The 15,767-nt window shown below is 75.0% G+C and carries 18 protein-coding genes; 11 read left to right on the forward strand and 7 right to left on the reverse strand.

Going from position 1 to position 15,767, the window contains the following annotated elements; genetic code table 11:
- The first annotated feature begins 50 nt into the window (after nucleotides 1-50).
- Complete coding sequence (locus AMK13_RS35705) at nucleotides 51-227, forward strand: AAA family ATPase (protein WP_234348702.1); 177 nt, start codon at nucleotides 51-53, stop codon at nucleotides 225-227.
- Between the two features lie 15 nt (nucleotides 228-242).
- On the opposite strand, the gene AMK13_RS35710 is transcribed toward AMK13_RS35705, so the two are convergent.
- Together AMK13_RS35710 and AMK13_RS35715 are read right to left on the reverse strand one after the other, a co-directional pair.
- Nucleotides 243-1,100 carry a PhzF family phenazine biosynthesis protein gene (locus AMK13_RS35710; RefSeq protein WP_049660217.1) on the reverse strand — a complete coding sequence of 286 codons (858 nt, stop codon included), beginning with the start codon at nucleotides 1,098-1,100 and terminating at the stop codon, nucleotides 243-245.
- A gap of 72 nt (nucleotides 1,101-1,172) precedes the next feature.
- Nucleotides 1,173-2,270, reverse strand: coding sequence for a DUF5937 family protein (locus AMK13_RS35715; RefSeq protein ID WP_074005731.1), 1,098 nt, complete (start codon nucleotides 2,268-2,270; stop codon nucleotides 1,173-1,175).
- A gap of 205 nt (nucleotides 2,271-2,475) precedes the next feature.
- On the opposite strand from AMK13_RS35715, the gene AMK13_RS35720 reads away from it, so the two are divergent.
- The 5 genes from AMK13_RS35720 (at nucleotide 2,476) to AMK13_RS35740 (ending at nucleotide 7,077) form a co-directional block, all read left to right on the forward strand.
- Nucleotides 2,476-3,747 carry an MFS transporter gene (locus AMK13_RS35720; RefSeq protein ID WP_079272813.1) on the forward strand — a complete coding sequence of 424 codons (1,272 nt, stop codon included), beginning with the start codon at nucleotides 2,476-2,478 and terminating at the stop codon, nucleotides 3,745-3,747.
- A gap of 37 nt (nucleotides 3,748-3,784) precedes the next feature.
- Nucleotides 3,785-4,351, forward strand: a complete 567-nt coding sequence (locus AMK13_RS35725; RefSeq protein WP_049655393.1) for a hypothetical protein — start codon at nucleotides 3,785-3,787, stop codon at nucleotides 4,349-4,351.
- A gap of 79 nt (nucleotides 4,352-4,430) precedes the next feature.
- Nucleotides 4,431-5,234 (forward strand): MBL fold metallo-hydrolase, encoded by an 804-nt coding sequence (locus tag AMK13_RS35730; RefSeq protein WP_049655396.1) that lies wholly within the window; start codon nucleotides 4,431-4,433, stop codon nucleotides 5,232-5,234.
- A gap of 7 nt (nucleotides 5,235-5,241) precedes the next feature.
- The gene (locus AMK13_RS35735) at nucleotides 5,242-5,673 is read left to right on the forward strand and encodes a nuclear transport factor 2 family protein (protein WP_380720022.1); all 432 of its coding nucleotides are present in this window, start codon (nucleotides 5,242-5,244) and stop codon (nucleotides 5,671-5,673) included.
- A 138-nt stretch (nucleotides 5,674-5,811) separates the two neighbouring features.
- Nucleotides 5,812-7,077 (forward strand): NAD(P)/FAD-dependent oxidoreductase, encoded by a 1,266-nt coding sequence (locus tag AMK13_RS35740; protein ID WP_074005732.1) that lies wholly within the window; start codon nucleotides 5,812-5,814, stop codon nucleotides 7,075-7,077.
- Nucleotides 7,078-7,086: 9 nt separating this feature from the next.
- On the opposite strand, the gene AMK13_RS35745 is transcribed toward AMK13_RS35740, so the two are convergent.
- Nucleotides 7,087-8,064, reverse strand: a complete 978-nt coding sequence (locus AMK13_RS35745; RefSeq protein WP_074005733.1) for a right-handed parallel beta-helix repeat-containing protein — start codon at nucleotides 8,062-8,064, stop codon at nucleotides 7,087-7,089.
- Between the two features lie 208 nt (nucleotides 8,065-8,272).
- Here AMK13_RS35745 and AMK13_RS35750 point away from each other — a divergent pair, with 208 nt between their 5' ends.
- Nucleotides 8,273-8,692 (forward strand): DUF3592 domain-containing protein, encoded by a 420-nt coding sequence (locus AMK13_RS35750; RefSeq protein WP_074005734.1) that lies wholly within the window; start codon nucleotides 8,273-8,275, stop codon nucleotides 8,690-8,692.
- Nucleotides 8,693-8,752: 60 nt separating this feature from the next.
- On the opposite strand, the gene AMK13_RS35755 is transcribed toward AMK13_RS35750, so the two are convergent.
- Both AMK13_RS35755 and AMK13_RS35760 read right to left on the reverse strand, forming a co-directional pair.
- Nucleotides 8,753-9,433, reverse strand: a complete 681-nt coding sequence (locus tag AMK13_RS35755) for a GOLPH3/VPS74 family protein (protein WP_074005735.1) — start codon at nucleotides 9,431-9,433, stop codon at nucleotides 8,753-8,755.
- A gap of 65 nt (nucleotides 9,434-9,498) precedes the next feature.
- Nucleotides 9,499-10,065: a Clp protease N-terminal domain-containing protein gene (locus tag AMK13_RS35760; protein WP_074005736.1), complete on the reverse strand. Its 567-nt coding sequence runs from the start codon at nucleotides 10,063-10,065 to the stop codon at nucleotides 9,499-9,501.
- Nucleotides 10,066-10,260: 195 nt separating this feature from the next.
- Between AMK13_RS35760 and AMK13_RS35765 the strand changes: the two genes are divergently transcribed.
- The 3 genes from AMK13_RS35765 (at nucleotide 10,261) to AMK13_RS35775 (ending at nucleotide 12,427) form a co-directional block, all read left to right on the forward strand.
- Entirely contained in the window at nucleotides 10,261-11,244 is a 984-nt protein-coding gene (locus AMK13_RS35765) for a S1C family serine protease (RefSeq protein WP_074005798.1), read from the forward strand.
- A gap of 356 nt (nucleotides 11,245-11,600) precedes the next feature.
- Nucleotides 11,601-11,969: an RNHCP domain-containing protein gene (locus AMK13_RS35770; protein ID WP_049655414.1), complete on the forward strand. Its 369-nt coding sequence runs from the start codon at nucleotides 11,601-11,603 to the stop codon at nucleotides 11,967-11,969.
- 29 nt (nucleotides 11,970-11,998) lie between these two features.
- On the forward strand, nucleotides 11,999-12,427 hold the full coding sequence (locus AMK13_RS35775; RefSeq protein ID WP_074005737.1) for an RNHCP domain-containing protein: 429 nt from the start codon (nucleotides 11,999-12,001) through the stop codon (nucleotides 12,425-12,427).
- 236 nt (nucleotides 12,428-12,663) lie between these two features.
- On the opposite strand, the gene AMK13_RS35780 is transcribed toward AMK13_RS35775, so the two are convergent.
- Nucleotides 12,664-13,080, reverse strand: coding sequence for a hypothetical protein (locus tag AMK13_RS35780; RefSeq protein ID WP_143204713.1), 417 nt, complete (start codon nucleotides 13,078-13,080; stop codon nucleotides 12,664-12,666).
- Between the two features lie 6 nt (nucleotides 13,081-13,086).
- Complete coding sequence (locus AMK13_RS35785) at nucleotides 13,087-13,641, reverse strand: universal stress protein (protein ID WP_074005738.1); 555 nt, start codon at nucleotides 13,639-13,641, stop codon at nucleotides 13,087-13,089.
- Nucleotides 13,642-13,923: 282 nt separating this feature from the next.
- Between AMK13_RS35785 and AMK13_RS35790 the strand changes: the two genes are divergently transcribed.
- A complete protein-coding gene (locus AMK13_RS35790; RefSeq protein WP_074005739.1) occupies nucleotides 13,924-15,714 on the forward strand; it encodes an oleate hydratase in 1,791 nt (596 codons plus the stop codon).
- Nucleotides 15,715-15,767: the final 53 nt, after the last annotated feature.

Genomic DNA, 15,767 nt, shown 5'->3' on the forward strand with positions numbered 1-15,767 from the left:
GCCCGCCCGGAGCGGGGCGGAGCCGCCCCACCCGGGGCTAACCTGGGCCGGTGACACGGCGATCGGGCACGGTGGTGCTGATGTGCGGTCTGCCCGGGGCGGGCAAGACCACGTATGCGATGGGCCTCGTCCGGCGGGGCTACGCGCGGCTGTCGATCGACGAGGTGGTCTGGGAGCGGCTCGGGCGGTGCGATGCCGGGCTGGTCCTGCCGCAGCCCCCGCCCTGAGGCCCTGAACAGGCCCTATCGGATCGCCACCGCCGTGCCGGAGACCCGCACCCGCGTGTCCTCGGCCCGCAGTTCGACCCGCAGGACGCCCGGGCGGCCCAGGTCCTCGCCCTGGTGCAGGGTGAGCACCGCCGGGGCCGTCACCGCGCCGAGCTCCCGCAGGTAGGCACCGAAGGCGGCCGCGGCGGCACCGGTGGCCGGGTCCTCGACCACGCCGCCGACCGGGAACGGGTCGCGGACGTGGAAGACCTCGGGGGCCTCCCGCCAGGCGAGCTGCAGGGTGGTCAGGTCGCGGGCGCGCATGTGGGCGGCGAGGCCGTCGAAGTCGTAGTCGAGCCGGGCCAGCCGCTCGCGGGTGGCGACCGGCAGGACGAGGTGGCGGGCGCCCGCGTAGGCGACGCGGGGCGGCAGGGCCGGGTCGAGGTCGGCGGCGGACCAGCCGAGCAGGGCGAGCGCCTCCGCGACGTCGGCCGCCGGCACCTCCTCGACCTTCGGCTCGACGCTGGTGAGGGTGGCGCGCAGCAGCCCGTCGGCCCCGCGCTCGACCCCGACCGGGACGTCCCCGGCCGCGGTCACGAAGACGTACCGCCCGGGGCCGACGTGCTCGGCGAGGGCGACGGCGGCGCCGACCGTCGCGTGCCCGCAGAACGGCACCTCGGCGAGCGGGCTGAAGTACCGTACGCGGTAGGCCCCTTCGGCCGGGCCGGCGGTCAGGAAGGCGGTCTCGGAGTACCCGATCTCGGCGGCGACGGCGAGCATCCGCTCGTCGGTCAGCCCGGTGGCGTCGAGCACCACGCCGGCCGGGTTGCCGCCCTCGGGGCGGGTGGCGAAGGCGGCGTAGCGGAGGATCTCAGGAGCGGCGTCGTCGGTCATGATCGGACGAACGCCTGCCGCTCGTCCGCTGTTCCCGCCCACCGGAGCACCGCTTCCACCGGAGCGGGGCCCTCACCGCAGCACCGCCTCCAGGAAGTCCGAGCCGAGCCGGGCGCTGCCCGCCAGGTCGAGCTCGTAGAGCATGTACCGTCCGCGCCGCCGGGTCGTCAGCAGCCCGGCCTTGCGCAGCACGGCCAGGTGCCGGGACACCTCGGGCGCGCTGAGCTGCCAGGCGGAGGCCAGTTCGCCGGTGGTGTGCGGGCCGCGGGCCATGGTGCGGGCGAGGCGCAGCCGGACGGGATGGGCGAGCGCCTCCAGGCGCTGCTGGACGAGGGCGAGCGAGACGGGCTCGGGCAGGCCGGCCTCGGCGACGGGGTACTGGAGGACGGGCCGCCAGCCGCTCGCGTGCACCACCAGCAGGTGGGGGCGGCCGAAGGCGGTCGGGATGAAGGTGACGCCCCCGGAGTCGGTGCCGCTGGTGGCGCTGTCCTGGAGCTTGTCGATGACGATCCGGCGCCGTCCGTCCCCGCCCTGGTCGAGCGTGACGGAGGGCGAGACGTCGGCGAGCGCCTCGGCGAGGCCGCGGCGGGCGAGCAGGTCGGCCTTGCGCCGGGCGTCGGCGGCGAGGTCGGGCAGGACGCGCTGCCAGGCGTCGGCGAAGAACGCGGACCGGCAGTCCTCCAGCATCCGCCGCACCAGGGCCCGGACGGCCGGCGGGTCGGCGAGCAGCCGGTCGGCGAAGGCGGCCTGCCGGGGGCCGCGGGCGAGGGCGAGTTCCCGGGCCCGCTCGTTGGCGTCCGGGTCGGTGAGCGGGGAGCCCATCCGGCGGGTGAGCCGGGAGGAGCCGCAGGTGGTGATGAGGGCGGCGGCGACGTACAGCTCGTCGTCGATCCGGTCGATGGCGTCGAGCTCCTCGTCGAGCGTGGCGCCGGGCAGGCCGGGGACGAGGAAGTCGGCGCGCGAGGAGCGCCAGAGGAAGTCGGCCTCCAGGAGCCGTTCGGACAGCTCGGGCGGGATCACGGCGGCGGTGCAGCCGGCCCAGCCGTGCAGCGCGGGGTGGTGCGCGGGCTCGGCCAGCACGTGCAGCATGGCGTTCAGCTCGCCGAGCGGGGAGGGCGTGAAGAGCAGGCGCTCGTCGGGCAGGCCGGTGATGTCGATCGTCAGGCTCATGCGCCCGCCTCTCCCCCGGCCTCCGGCCGGGGGTACCCCCGGCGCTCCGCAGGGGCATGCGCCCACACGCTGTTCCTGATGGTTCGCTCGCTCCGCTCACTCACGCGTTCGATCCTGTCACCCCGCCCGACGGCCTCCGCCGCGGATTGACGGTAAGCGTCAATCCGCGTGCCAGGCGGTCCGACCTGGGCGGACGGTACCGGCCATGAGCCTGATCCGGGAGAAGTCCGTCCACGACCACGCGGCCGCCCGCCACGGCGAGCCGCCCGCCCCGCCGATCGGCACGGGCCGCCGGGGGCCGTCCGCGCTGCTGGGCCTGCTGACCGCCGCCGGCGGGCCCCGGTACGCCGTCGCGCTGGCGGTGGACGCGGTGGGCGGCGGCCTGCTGCGGCCGTTCCTGCTGCTGTACGGCATCGGCGTGCTGCACCTCGGCGCGGGGGCGGCCGGGCTGGCGCTGTCCGCCGGGATGGTGGCGGGCCTGCTGGTGGTGCCGCTGACCGGCCGCTGGATCGACCGCGGCGCCCGCACCCTGCCCGCCGCCGTCACCCTGCTGGTGCGGGCGGCGGGTGCGCTGGCGCTGCTGCTCGCGGACGGCCAGCCGGGGTTCACCGCGGCGGCGGTGCTGTTCGGGGTGGGCAGCCAGTCCTGGCCGACCACCCACGCGGCCGTGGTGAGCACGCTGACCGAGGGCCGGCTGCGGGACGCCGCGCTGGCCGCCGGGCGGTCGCTGCGCAACGCCGGGATGGGCACGGGCGCGCTGCTGGCCACCGTGGCGGTGAGCGGCGGGACGGGTGTGATCCGGCTGCTGGCCGGGGTGACGGGCGCGGCCTGCCTGGTCGCGGCCGTCCTGGTGGGCTCGCTGCGGGTGCGGGCACCGCGGCAGGAGCGGCCGGCGGACACCCGGGAGCGGGCGGAGCCGCTGCGCCGGATCACCCTGCTGAGCCTCGCCAACGTGCCGTACGCGTTCTGCTTCGACGTGCTGGAGGTGGCGCTGCCCGCGCTGCTGGTGCTGCACCTGCACGCCTCGCCGGCCTGGTCCTCGGGCGTCTTCGTCGGCAACACGGTGCTGGTGATCGCCCTGCAGCTGGCGCTGGTGCTGAAGCTGGCGGACCGTTCGCGGCACACCGTGCTGGCGGCCTCGGGGGCGCTGCTGGCGGTGTCGTACCTGGCCTTCTGGGCGGTCGGCTCGCTGGGCGGCGTGCCGGGGGCGGCGGGCATCGCGGCGGTCTCGGTGCTGTACACGCTGGGCGAGATCCTCTACACCGGCTCGGGGACGGCGCTGGTGGCGTCCGTCGCCCCGCCGCACCTGCTCGGCCGGGCGCTGGCGCGCTGGGAGCTGTCCTCGGGGGTGGGGCGGGCGGCCGCGCCGGCCGTACTGACGGCGCTGCTGGCCGCCGGTCCTGGGGCGCTGTGGGCGTCGCTCGCCGCCGCCACGGCGCTGGGGGCGCTGGCGGTGCTGCGGCTGGGTCCGCGGTGAAGGCCGTGGCCCCGACCCCGGTGGGATGATCGGCCCCATGGCTCTCACCCCGCACCAGCAGCACCTCCGCGACCGGATCATGGCCGCCGGGGTGACCGCTCCGCCGGAGCCGTGGCGGCCCGTCGGCCGGGGGATGATCGCGGTCGGCGGGCTGCTCGGCATCGGCTTCGCCGTCCACCCGGAGAGCGGGCACGACCTGGTGCTGACGGTCTCGCACAGCGGCCACGGCCTGTTCGACGCGGTGACCGGCCTCAAACTGGCCCGCGACCACGAGCCCGCCGAGGACCCGGACGGCCAGGACCTCGCCTGCCCCGGCCTCGGCCAGGTCGCGGACGTGCGCATCCCGGTGGCGGGGACGTGGGGCGGCGGGCTGCACACCGCCGCCGACGGGGGCTGGCACATCGAGGTGGTCGCGCCGGAGTGGCCGCACCACCGGGTGCTGCTCGCCAGCGGCCGGGGTCCGTGGCAGGGCGAGCACGGCGAGAGCTGGTGGCTGGTCCTCGACTCCTCCTGGTCCACCTTCCGCGCGGCCGGCTTCTCCCCGACCGGCCGGACCCTCGCGGTGGCCACCAGCAGCGACCTCACGCTCTGGACCCGCGGCTAGGCCTTCCGGATGCGGACGGGCCGCGGACCGGTGATGCTGACCGCGAGGCGTGACCGGCCCGAGGAAGGACCAATCAAGCATGAGCGCACTCGACTTCGAGATCATCGACAGCCCCGACAGCTCGCTCAACAAGACCTCCGTCCTGGTCACCGGCCCGCAGGACGCGCTGCTGGTGGACGCCGGGTTCACCCGCTCCGACGGGCGCCGGCTGGTGGAACGGATCAGGGCGAGCGGCAAGGAGCTGACCACGGTCTTCGTCAGCCACGGCGACCCGGACTTCTACTTCGGCGCCCAGGAGGTCCAGGACGCCTTCCCGCGGGCCCGCTTCCTGGCCACCGCCACGACCGTCGAGCACATCCAGGAGACGTACGAGTCCAAGCTGCGCGCCTGGGCCCACCTGGGCCCCGAGCTGCCCACCCGGCTGGTGCGGCCCGAGGTGCTGCACGGGGACGAGCTGGTCTTCGAGGGCCACCGCTTCGAGCTGCGCGGCGCCGACTTCCACCTGCCGGACCGGCACTACCTCTGGCAGCACCACCACCGGGCCGTGCTGGGCGGGGTGCTGCTCTTCGAGGGGCTGCACGTGTGGACCGCCGACACCCCGACCTCCGCCCAACGGGCCGCCTGGATCGACCTGTTGGACGGTATCGAGGCGCTCCACCCGACCTGGGTGGCGGCCGGCCACCGGATCGCCGGCGCGCCCACGGACCTGAACGCCGTCGACCACACCCGGGCCTACCTGCGCGCCTTCGAGACCGAGATCGGCCGGGCCGCGGACGCGGCCGCCGCCAAGGAGGCGCTGGAGCGGCGCTTCCCGACGCTGGGGCTGCGGATCGCGGTGGACATCGGCACCAAGGTCGTCATGGGCGAGATGGCGTGGGGGTGAGCGGACGGTGATCGAGATCCCCCGGGACGTCGCCTCCTTCGCGGAGTCGCAGTCCCCCGCCGACGTGGTGCGCCGCCAGTACCTGGCCTCCGCCCGGGGCGACCTGGCCGCGCTGCGCGCCACCCTGGCCGAGGACGTGGAGTGGACCGAGATGGCCGGCTTCCCGCTGGGCGGCACCTACCGCACCCCGAAGGGCGTCACCACCAACGTGATGGAGCGGCTGGCCGCCGACTGGAACGACTGGACGGCGCACGACGACAGCTACGTGGTGGACGGCGAGGACGTCGTGGTCCTGGCCCGCTACACGGCCGTCCACAGGGCCACCGGAAAACCGCTCGCGGTGCGGGTCGCCCACCACTTCACCGTGCGCGGCGGCCGGATCGTGCGCTTCGAGCAGTTCACCGACACCGCGCTGGTCAGGGAGGCGATGACGGCCTGAGGCCCGCACGGGACCCTCGCGACGCCCGCGTTCACTCGTACGGGCGAGCGCGGCGCGGCGCGCCAGGCGCGGTCTCGACAGACCACCCGGACGGCGGCAGGCTGACCCCGACCACGGCCGGAGAACGAGGAGTCGAGCATGGCGGGCACGGACACCGGGACCACCGGAGCGGGCGGCGGGCGGCAGCGCCCGATCGTCGTCGTCGGGGCGTCCCTGGGCGGCGCGAAGGCGGCCGAGGCGCTGCGCGAGGCCGGGTACCGGGGCGGCATCGTCCTGATCGGCGAGGAGCACGAGCGCCCGTACGAGCGGCCGCCATTGTCCAAGGGCTACCTGCAGGGCAAGACGCCCCGGGAGAAGATCTACGTCCACCCGCCGCAGTGGTACGCGGAGCACGACGTCACGCTGCGGCTGGGCACGGCGGTGGCCGAGATCGACCCGGCCGGGCACACCGTGACGCTCGCCGACGACGGCCGGATCGAGTACGCCAAGCTGCTGCTGACCACCGGCTCGGTGCCGCGCCGACTGCCGGTGCCCGGCGCGGACCAGGACGGGGTGCTCTACCTGCGCCGGGTCGAGGACAGCGACCGGATCAGGGCGGCGCTGCGGCCCGGGGCCCGGATCGCGGTGATCGGCGCGGGCTGGATCGGGCTGGAGGTGGCGGCCGCGGCCCGCGAGGCGGGCGCCGAGGTGACGGTGCTGGAAGCGCTGGAACTGCCGCTGCTGCGGGTGCTCGGCCGGGAGGTCGCCCAGGTCTTCGCCGACCTGCACCGGGAGCACGGGGTGGACCTGCGCCTCGGTGTGAAGGTGGCCGAACTGACCGGCGAGGGCGGCTCGGTGACCGGCGTGAAGCTCGCCGACGGCACGACGGTGGCGGCCGACGCGGTGGTCGTCGGCATCGGCATCGCCCCCGCCACCGGCCTCGCCGAGGCGGCCGGGCTGGAGGTCGACAACGGGATCAAGACCGACCAGCACCTGCGCACCTCGGACCCGGACGTGTACGCGGCCGGCGACGTCGCCAACGCCTACCACCCGCTGTTCGGCAGGCACGTCCGGGTCGAGCACTGGGCCAACGCGCTCAACCAGCCGCAGACCGCCGCCCGCGCACTGCTCGGGCAGCCGGACGCGGTGTACGACCGGGTCCCGTACTTCTTCACGGATCAATATGATCTTGGCATGGAGTACGTCGGCTACGTCGAACCCGACGGCTACGACCGGGTGGTGTTCCGCGGCGCCCCGGCCACCCGCGAGTTCATCGCGTTCTGGCTCTCCGGCGGCCGGGTGCTCGCGGGGATGAACGTCAACGTCTGGGACGTCACCGACCCGATCCGCGAACTGGTGCGCTCGGGGCGGGTGGTGGACACCAAGGCGCTGGCCGACCCGAAGGTGCCGCTCGGGGACCTGTAGGGTCCGGCCTCAGCCCACCGGGATGCCGGGGTTCACCAGCCCCCGGCCCCCGGTGACGGTGTTGCCCGCGTCGATCGTCACCGTGCAGTTCGCCGCGTCGTAGTCGGTCACGTCGATCGCGTAGCGGTCCGGGCCGGTGGCGCCGGTGAGGTCGGAGCGGTTGCCCCGGAAGACGGTGCCGCAGCCCCAGCCCGGCCGGACGCTGTGGACCTGGTAGCCGTCGTCGGTGGTGCGCCGGCCGGTGTTGTTCTCGATGACGTAGCCGTTGCCCTTCACGTCGACCCAGGAGTCGTCGTAGTTGCGCCCGGTGAGGCCGTCGCCGTCGAAGGTGTTGCCGGAGACGAGGCCGCCGATGGTGCCCTCCTTGAGGTCGACGTTCTCGGCGCCGATGTTCGGGCCGAAGGTGTTCCCGGTGATCCGCACGTAGTCGCTGTGGTCGGTCAGGGTGTTGGCGGTGCCGACGTAGACGCCCTCGCCCATGCCGTCCCGGCTGAGGCCGGTGTCGTGGATGCGCGAGCCGCGCAGCGTGCCGTGGGCGCTGGAGTTGCGGAAGTGCACGCCCTCCATGGTGGTGTGGTGGACCGTCACGTCGTCGAGGACCACGTAGTCGGCGGAGTCGGCCATGATGCCCTTCTGGGCCCCGGTGACGGTCAGCCCCTGGACGGTCCAGTAGCTCGCGCCGTCGAGGTGGAGGCCGTAGCCGCCGCCGGTGGGGGTGGTGAGGACGGCCTTCGCCGAGCCGGTGAGGGTGATCCGGGCGGCGGCGGTGCCGGGGGTGGTGGCCTTGAAGGTGCCGGTGTAGGTACCGTCGGCGAGCTGGATGGTCTGGCCGGGCGCGGCGGCGGCGAGCGCGCTCTGGAGCTGCTTGGCGGTGCCGACCTTGACCACGGCCGCCGGGGCGGCGGAGTCGGTGGCCACGGCCGCGGGGGCGGCGCTGCCGAGGGTGAGGACGGTGAGCGCGGCGAGGAGAACGGGGCGCCTGGTCACGGACGGTGCTCCTTGCGGTGGTCGGGGCCGGCCGGAGGACGGGGCCGGTGGCGACAGGAACATGCCGTCGCCCAGAGTGGACTGGACCATTCCGAGGCGTCAAGAGTGCCTCCCCGCGCGATACTGGAGCCCTGGGGGAGCCTCGGACAGCCTCGGACAGGGTCGGTCAGGATCGGTCGGGGTCGGACGGTCGGAGAGGGAGGCGGCGATGGGCGGCGGTACGGCCGGGTTCGCCGTGGTGGTGTTCGGTGCGCTGGGCGGCGTGGTCGCCTACCTCGCCGGGGTGGTCGGCCTGCGCGAACTGCGGCGGCTGCGCCGGGTCGGCGTCCCGGTGCGGGCGCTGGTGCGCGAGCGCGCCGCGGGGTCGGAGGACCGCGCGCTGCCGCCGCGGCCGCTGCTCCAGTTCGAGACCGAGGACGGCCGGGTGGTCGAGGTCTTCTCCCCCGTCCCCTCCACCGCCCGCCACCCGCTGCCGGACGGCGGCTTCGTCCCGGTCCGCTACGACCCGGCGGACCCGCGGCAGGTGCTGGTGGACGGGCGGGAGCGCGCGGGGCTGGAGTACGGGTTCCTCGCGCTCGGGGTACTGGTGGTGCTCGGCTCGATCACCCTCGGCGCCGCGGTGCTCTGAGCGGTACGGCGCACGCGGGCGGGCGGGCCGCGCACGACCCGCCCGGCCCGCCCGACGGGCTCAGACGGTGGCCGCGGTGGTCGCCGCCACGGTGGTCGCGATGGTGACGGCGGCCATCGTGAGCTGCACGGCCCGAATCGCCTCGCGGACGGAATCGGCCGCCCCGTCACCGGCGGCGATCTCGGCGAAGCGCGGCTCGACCTGCTTGCGGGGCAGCTCGGGGAAGGCCAGCCCGTGCAGCCGGGAGCCGTGCAGCAGCGCCACCAGGGCGGCGGTGCGCAGGTCCGGTTCGGCGCCGTCCAGCACCACCGCGGCCAGCCGCGCGCGCAGTTCGCGCTCCGCGCCGCCGTCCGCCTCCGGGTAGCGGCGGACCGGGAAGATGCCCAGCGCGCGGCGGCGCTCCTCGACCACCAGGCCGCGCTCGCACAGCCGCGCGACGGTGTCGGCGACCACCGTCGACCGGTCCCTGGTCAGCCAGTCGGCCGCCTTGGCCTTGCCGGAGCGGCGTCCGGCGGCCCACTCGTCGAGGCGGGCCAGCCGGCCGTCCACCAGCGGTTCGCCGGTCGGGGTGCGCTCGGTGACGGTGAGCCGACCCTCCTCGAGCGCGACCCGCTCGGCCAGCACCAGCTCGGCCAGGATGCCGCCCGCGGCGGCCCAGGCGGCGGTGGCGGCGTCCTTCGCCACGCCGGACTCGTCGTCCAGCGAGAGCAGCATCAGCTCCTCGGCGAGGGTGACGTGCATCGGGGTGTCCCTTCTTCTCGGCTTCTCGGCTTGTCGCGGCCACGCGGGCCCCAGGCGCGTAGCCCTCAGCCCCGCAGGGCGTCGACCAGGCGTCGGGCCCTGGTGTCCTCCTCCAACAACGCCCGGAGCAACCGATCAGTGCCCTGACCTGCGACGTCGGCCAGGTAGGCCTCGACCGAGCGCGGGTCGGCGGGCAGCGTCACCTCGCCGGAGTCGAGCGCGGCGTGCGCCCGGGCGTAGTCGAGGCCGAGACCGGCGAGCAGTTCGCCGGCGCCGTCCTCCTCCACCGGCCGCGGCTCATGGCGGGCCACCTCGTGCACGGCCAGCAGGGCGAGCAGGACGTGCTCGGTGCCGGGCGTACGGCGTCCGAGGCGCTCGGCCTGGGCGTCGGCCTCCGGCCGGATCCAGGCCGCCGGACCGGACGGGCCCGGCTGCAGCAGGCGCTTCCAGCGCGGGGCCGGGTGGGCGCGGCGGGCCAGCAGCGCCTCCCGGGTGGGGCGCAGCAGCGGGTCGAGGGCACCCGGCGCGGCCGGGTCGCCCGCCGAGACCGGTGAATCCGGAAAGTCCGGCGAATCCGGTGATTTCAGCGAGTTCGGTGAGACCGGCGAGTCCCGCCGGTCAGGCTCCGGCACGGTCGTTTCCATCGGCCCTCCCACGACTGCGGCTTTACTCGGACTATACGCTCGCTTTTCCTTCTCTTGGGTCTTTTCCGCACGTCAAGAAAGCGTCAGGACGGCGCCGGCGGCGGGCCCGGAAGACCGGGCGCCCCACCGTTGTTGCCATCTGGTGCCATCGTGAGAACCGCGCCCGCGAGAGGGGTGAGCACCATGGCCGACACGCTCCCCGGGCCGGGCCCGGTCCCCGAGGCGGAGGCGCCGCTGGACGCCTACTCCCGGGTCGTCACCTCCGTCGCCGCCGCGCTGACCCCGCGGGTCGCCGCGCTCCAGGTGCCCCGGCGCGGCCGGGGCGGCTGGTTCAGCACCGCGCTCGGCTCGGCGGTGGTCTTCACCGAGGACGGGTTCCTGCTCACCAACGCCCATGTGGTCGGCCACGCCGACGCCGGGACGCTGGCCTTCGCCGACGGCACCACCTCCCCCTTCCACACCATCGGCGCCGACCCGCTCTCCGACCTGGCCGTGCTGCGCGCCGACGGGCCCACCCCGTCGCCGGTGACGCTCGGCGAGGCGACCGGTCTGCGGGTCGGGCAGCTGGTCGTGGCCGTCGGCAACCCGCTGGGCCTGGCCGGGTCGGTCACGGCGGGCGTGGTCAGCGCGCTCGGCCGCTCGATCCCGGCCCGCTCCGGCAGCGCGGTGCGGGTCATCGACAACGTGATCCAGACCGACGCCGCGCTCAACCCGGGCAACTCCGGCGGCGCGCTGGCCACCGCGGACGGCCAGGTGGTCGGCATCACCACGGCGGTGGCCGGGAACGGGCTCGGCCTGGCCGTCCCGATCGACGCCACCAGCCGCCGGATCGTCGCCGCGCTGCTCGCCGACGGCCGGATCCGCCGCGCCTACCTCGGCCTCGCCGGGGTGCCCGCGCCCCTGCCGCCCGCCCTGCGCCACCGCACCGGGCAGCGCACCGGCCTGCGGATCGTCGAGGTGGTGCCCGGCGCGCCCGCCGACCGCGCCGGGCTGCACGAGGGCGACCTGCTGCTCACCGCCGCCGGGGAGCCGATGGGCAGCGCCCAGGCCCTCCAGCGCCTGATGCTGGCCGACGCGATCGGCCGCCCGCTCCCGCTCACCGTCCTGCGCGGCGAGGCCCTGGTCGACGTGCTCGCCGTCCCGGCGGAGCTGCCCGCCGACGACTGACCGGGAGCCCGGACCGTCGGCAGGGCCGGGGCCGGGACCGAGCGCCGACGGCATCCTGGTCACCTCCATACCGACATCGTGCGCGCCCTTATGTCCGGCGCCGCGACGAGGGCCGGAGCGGGGAGAAAACCGTTGGCGCCCGGGCGACCGGCGTGATTAGGCTGACGCCGTTCCGTACCGATCGACCCGGGCTGCCGCCCGACCGGAGAGGGTGTCTTGATGTCCCGGATCGCGCCGAGTGCGCCTCGCCACCGTCCGACGACCACCGTCTGACGAGCATCGCCTGACGACCAGTCGAGGCCGCTCGGCCTGCTCTTGCTGCCACTGCACGAACCCCCCAGCAAGGAGCACCCCGGGTGTCCAGCACCTCCAGCACTCCCCCCGTTCTGAAGACCTCCACCTTCGCCTGCGCCTGGTGCGGTCTGACCGTCTCCACCTACGCCGCCGACGGCACACGGCGCAACCACTGCCCGTCCTGCCTGCACTCGCAGCACGTCCTCGACCACGTCGAGGGCGGGCCGAGCGACTGCCTGGGCCGGATGTCGCCGATCGCCATCGCCGTGCTGCGCACCGGCGACTGGACGGTCGTCCACCGGTGCGTGCGCTGCGACGAGCTGACGTCCACCCCGGTCTGCACGGACGACAACCAGCTCGTCCTGATGCGGATGGCCGTCCGTCCGCTCGCCCAACCGCCGTTCCCGCTCGAAGCGTTCGGCACCCTCTGAAGCGCGCCCGGAAGAGGGAGGACCGAACCATGCCACGACGCAAGAACACCGGCGGCGGGGGTCGGCGGGACCGCCGCCCACAGCGGTACAAGGACGTCCTGCACGGACAGGGCGGGCACCGGGCGCACGCCTTCCGCTGCGTGGACTGCCGGTTGGACGTCCCGCTGGACGCCCCCGGCACCGCCCACCGCAACCACTGTCCGAACTGCCTGGCCAGCCGTCATGTCGACGGCCGGACACCCGGCGACCGGGCGGCCGGCTGCGGCGGCCGGATGACGGTGCTGAGCCTGTCGGTCCGCGCCGACGGCGAGTGGATGATCATCCACCAGTGCCTGTCCTGCGGCGAGTTGAGCGCCAACCGGATCGCCGGGGACGACAACGCCCTGGCCCTGGTCCGGCTCGCGCTCAAACCGCTGCGGGACACCACCGTGGCGCACCGCACGATGCTCACGCTGTAGGCGCGCGTCCCCCACGCGTCCCCGTGTCTCCGACCGGGACGTGCCTGTGACCGGGGCGCGCGGGGCGGTCGCGGCGGGCCCGTCCGTACGGGTGGGCCCGCTGTCCGAACCGTCGACCGCTCCGCGCGCCCGGCCACCTGTCCCCACCGGTTCACCGGGGGGCTCCGGATACCGGCCGGAGCCCCGGTTCCTCGGCGCGGTCCGTCCGTACGGGCGGACCGTTCACGGGCCGCGCCTCAGACCGGGCGGTCCGGGCGCAGCAGCGCCACCCGCACCGAGCGGCGCGGGAGGGCGGCGGGCAGGGCGGCCAGCAGGGCGGCGGCGGTGAACACCGCGTAGTGCCCGGCCTCCACCCACGGTCCCGCCCAGCCGAGTTCGCCGTGGTGGTGTTCGGCGAAGGCGTTGCGGCAGAGCCAGGCGGCCAGGCCGATCAGCGGCGCGGCCGCCGGCCGGGAGCGGCGGCCGACCAGGGCGCACAGCGCCAGGTAGCCGACGTACGGCAGCGGGCCCGAGTGCAGTTCGCCGAGGACGCCGAGCACCAGCGCCACTCCGCCGCCCGCGAGCAGCGCCACGCTGCCCGCGGTGCCGGCCGACAGCCGCTCCAGCACGGGGTGGTAGCGGGTGCCGCCGGGGCGGGCCGAGTACATCCGCACCGCGGACTACCGCTCCGCCGCGAGGAGTTCGGGCGCGGGCCCGACCGGCAGGTGCCAGCGGGTGCGGCGGTGCAGGGCCTCCAGGTCGTGCAGCAGCTCGGGGGCCGGGACGGTGAGCACCGGGCAGCCGGCCCGCCGGGCGCAGTACGCGGGCACCGCGCGCCGCAGCCGGCGGCGCAGCGGGCCGCCGCTGTGGCCGAGGACCAACAGGTCGTCCGGCCGGTCGGCGATGTGCAGCAGGGCCGGGCCGGTGTCGCCGCGGACCAGCACCGGGCGCATCGGCACGCCAGGGTCGGCGCCGCCGAAGGCCGCGTCGAGGGCGTCCCGCAGCCGCTGGTCGGCGGCCTCCCGGACGGCGGCGAGCAGCGGCGGGCAGGGCGAGCGCCGGTAGCCGTGTTCGCCGCCGGGGGGCTCCCAGGCGAGCACCGGCACCAGGACGGCGCCGCGGTCGCGGGCCTCGGCGGCGCCGCGGTGCAGTGCGGCCAGGCTGCCCAGCGAGCCGCTGACCCCGACCACCACCCTGGGTGCCGCGCCGTCCTCGTGCCGCCCGTTGCCGTGCATGTTCCGTCCTCGTGTGGTCGTGTTCTCCGTCGTCGTCCAGCCAACCGCCGTGCCGGGGCTGACCTGCGCTCCTTGACGGCTTCCTGACGTCCCGGAGGGCGTTCCCAACGCGCTCCATACGCGGCCCGCCGGGTTCCCGCGCCGCCGGGACCATCCGCGTCTCACCCGTTCGGCCTACTCAGCGGGCGAAGATCACCGCCGGATGGGTGGATGGAGACGGCCCGCCGGGATTCGGCATGCCCGCCGGGCGGTTCGATGTCGAACGTTCTAGGGAGCACGGGCTTGTACTACAGCAGCGGCAACTACGAGGCGTTCGCCCGGCCGAGGAAGCCCGAGGGGGCCGACCGCAAGCGGGCCTGGTTCGTCGGGTCGGGGCTCGCCGCACTGGCCGGGGCGGCGTTCCTGGTCCGGGACGGCCAGGTGCCCGGCGAGCGGATCACGGTCCTGGAGCGCCTGAAGCTGGCCGGCGGCGCGCTGGACGGGATCGAGGTGCCCGAGAAGGGCTTCGTGGTCCGCGGCGGGCGCGAGCTGGAGGACCACATGGAGTGCCTGTGGGACCTCTTCCGCTCGGTGCCCTCGCTGGAGGTCGAGGGCGCCTCCGTCCTCGACGAGTTCTACTGGCTCAACAAGGACGATCCCAACTTCTCGCTCCAGCGGGTCACCGAGCGGCGGGGCCAGGACGCGCGCACCGACGGCCTGTTCGCGCTCGACGACAAGGCGCAGAAGGACCTGGTCCGGGTCTTCCTCGCGACCCGGGAGGAGCTGGAGGGCAAGCGGATCGACGAGGTCTTCTCGCGGAACTTCCTGGACAGCAACTTCTGGCTGTACTGGCGCACCATGTTCGCCTTCGAGGAGTGGCACGGAGCGCTGGAGATGAAGCTCTACCTGCACCGCTTCATCCACCACATCGGCGGCCTGCCGGACCTGTCCGCGCTGAAGTTCACCAAGTACAACCAGTACGAGTCGATGGTCCTGCCGCTGACCCGCTGGCTGACGGACCAGGGCGTGCGGTTCCGCTACGAGGTCGAGGTCACCGACATCGACTTCGACCTCGCCCCCGGCAGCGACGGCTCCCCCGGCCGCAAGCAGGCCACCCGGATCCACTGGCGGGAGGCCGGCCGGGAGGGCGGGGTGGACCTCGGCCCGGACGACCTGGTGTTCACCACCATCGGCTCGCTCACCGAGAACTCCGACGACGGCGACCAGCACACCCCGGCCCGGCTGGACGAGGGCCCCGCCCCGGCCTGGGACCTGTGGCGCCGGATCGCCGCCAAGGACCCGGCCTTCGGCCGCCCCGAGGTGTTCTGCGGCAACATCCCGGAGAGCAAGTGGGAGTCGGCGACCGTCACCACCCTGGACCCGCGCATCCCGCGCTACATCCAGAAGGTCGCCCGGCGCGACCCGTTCGGCGGCGGCGTGGTCACCGGCGGCATCGTCACCGCCCGGGACTCCTCCTGGCTGCTGAGCTGGACGGTCAACCGCCAGCCGCACTTCAAGCAGCAGCCCGCCGACCGGATCGTGGTCTGGGTCTACTCGCTGTTCGTCGACCGACCCGGCGACTTCGTGAAGAAGCCGATGCAGGACTGCACGGGTGAGGAGATCACCCAGGAGTGGCTGTACCACCTGGGCGTCCCGGTCGGCGAGATCCCCGACCTGGCCGCGAACGCCGCCCGCTGCGTGCCGGTGATGATGCCGTACGTGACGTCCTTCTTCCTGCCCCGGCACGCGGGCGACCGGCCGGACGTGGTGCCGGAGGGCGCCGTCAACTTCGCCTTCATCGGCCAGTTCGCGGAGACCACCCGGGACTGCGTCTTCACCACCGAGTACTCCGTGCGCACCGGCATGGAGGCCGTCTACCGGCTGCTCGACGTCGAGCGCGGCGTGCCCGAGGTGTTCAACTCCACCTACGACGTGCGCAAGCTGCTCGCCGCCACCACCCGGCTCCGGGACGGCGCCGAACTCGACCTGCCCGGGCCGGAGTTCCTGCGCAAGCGGCTACTGCGCCGGCTGGAGGCCACCGAGATCGGCGAGCTGATGCAGGAGTTCGGGCTGATCGAGGACGAGCGGAGGTAGCCGGAGCGCGCTGACGGTGGTGGGGGCGGGTCCTGGGACCCGCCCCCACCGCT

The organism is Streptomyces sp. CB02056 (assembly GCF_001905545.1).
Classification (GTDB): domain Bacteria; phylum Actinomycetota; class Actinomycetes; order Streptomycetales; family Streptomycetaceae; genus Kitasatospora.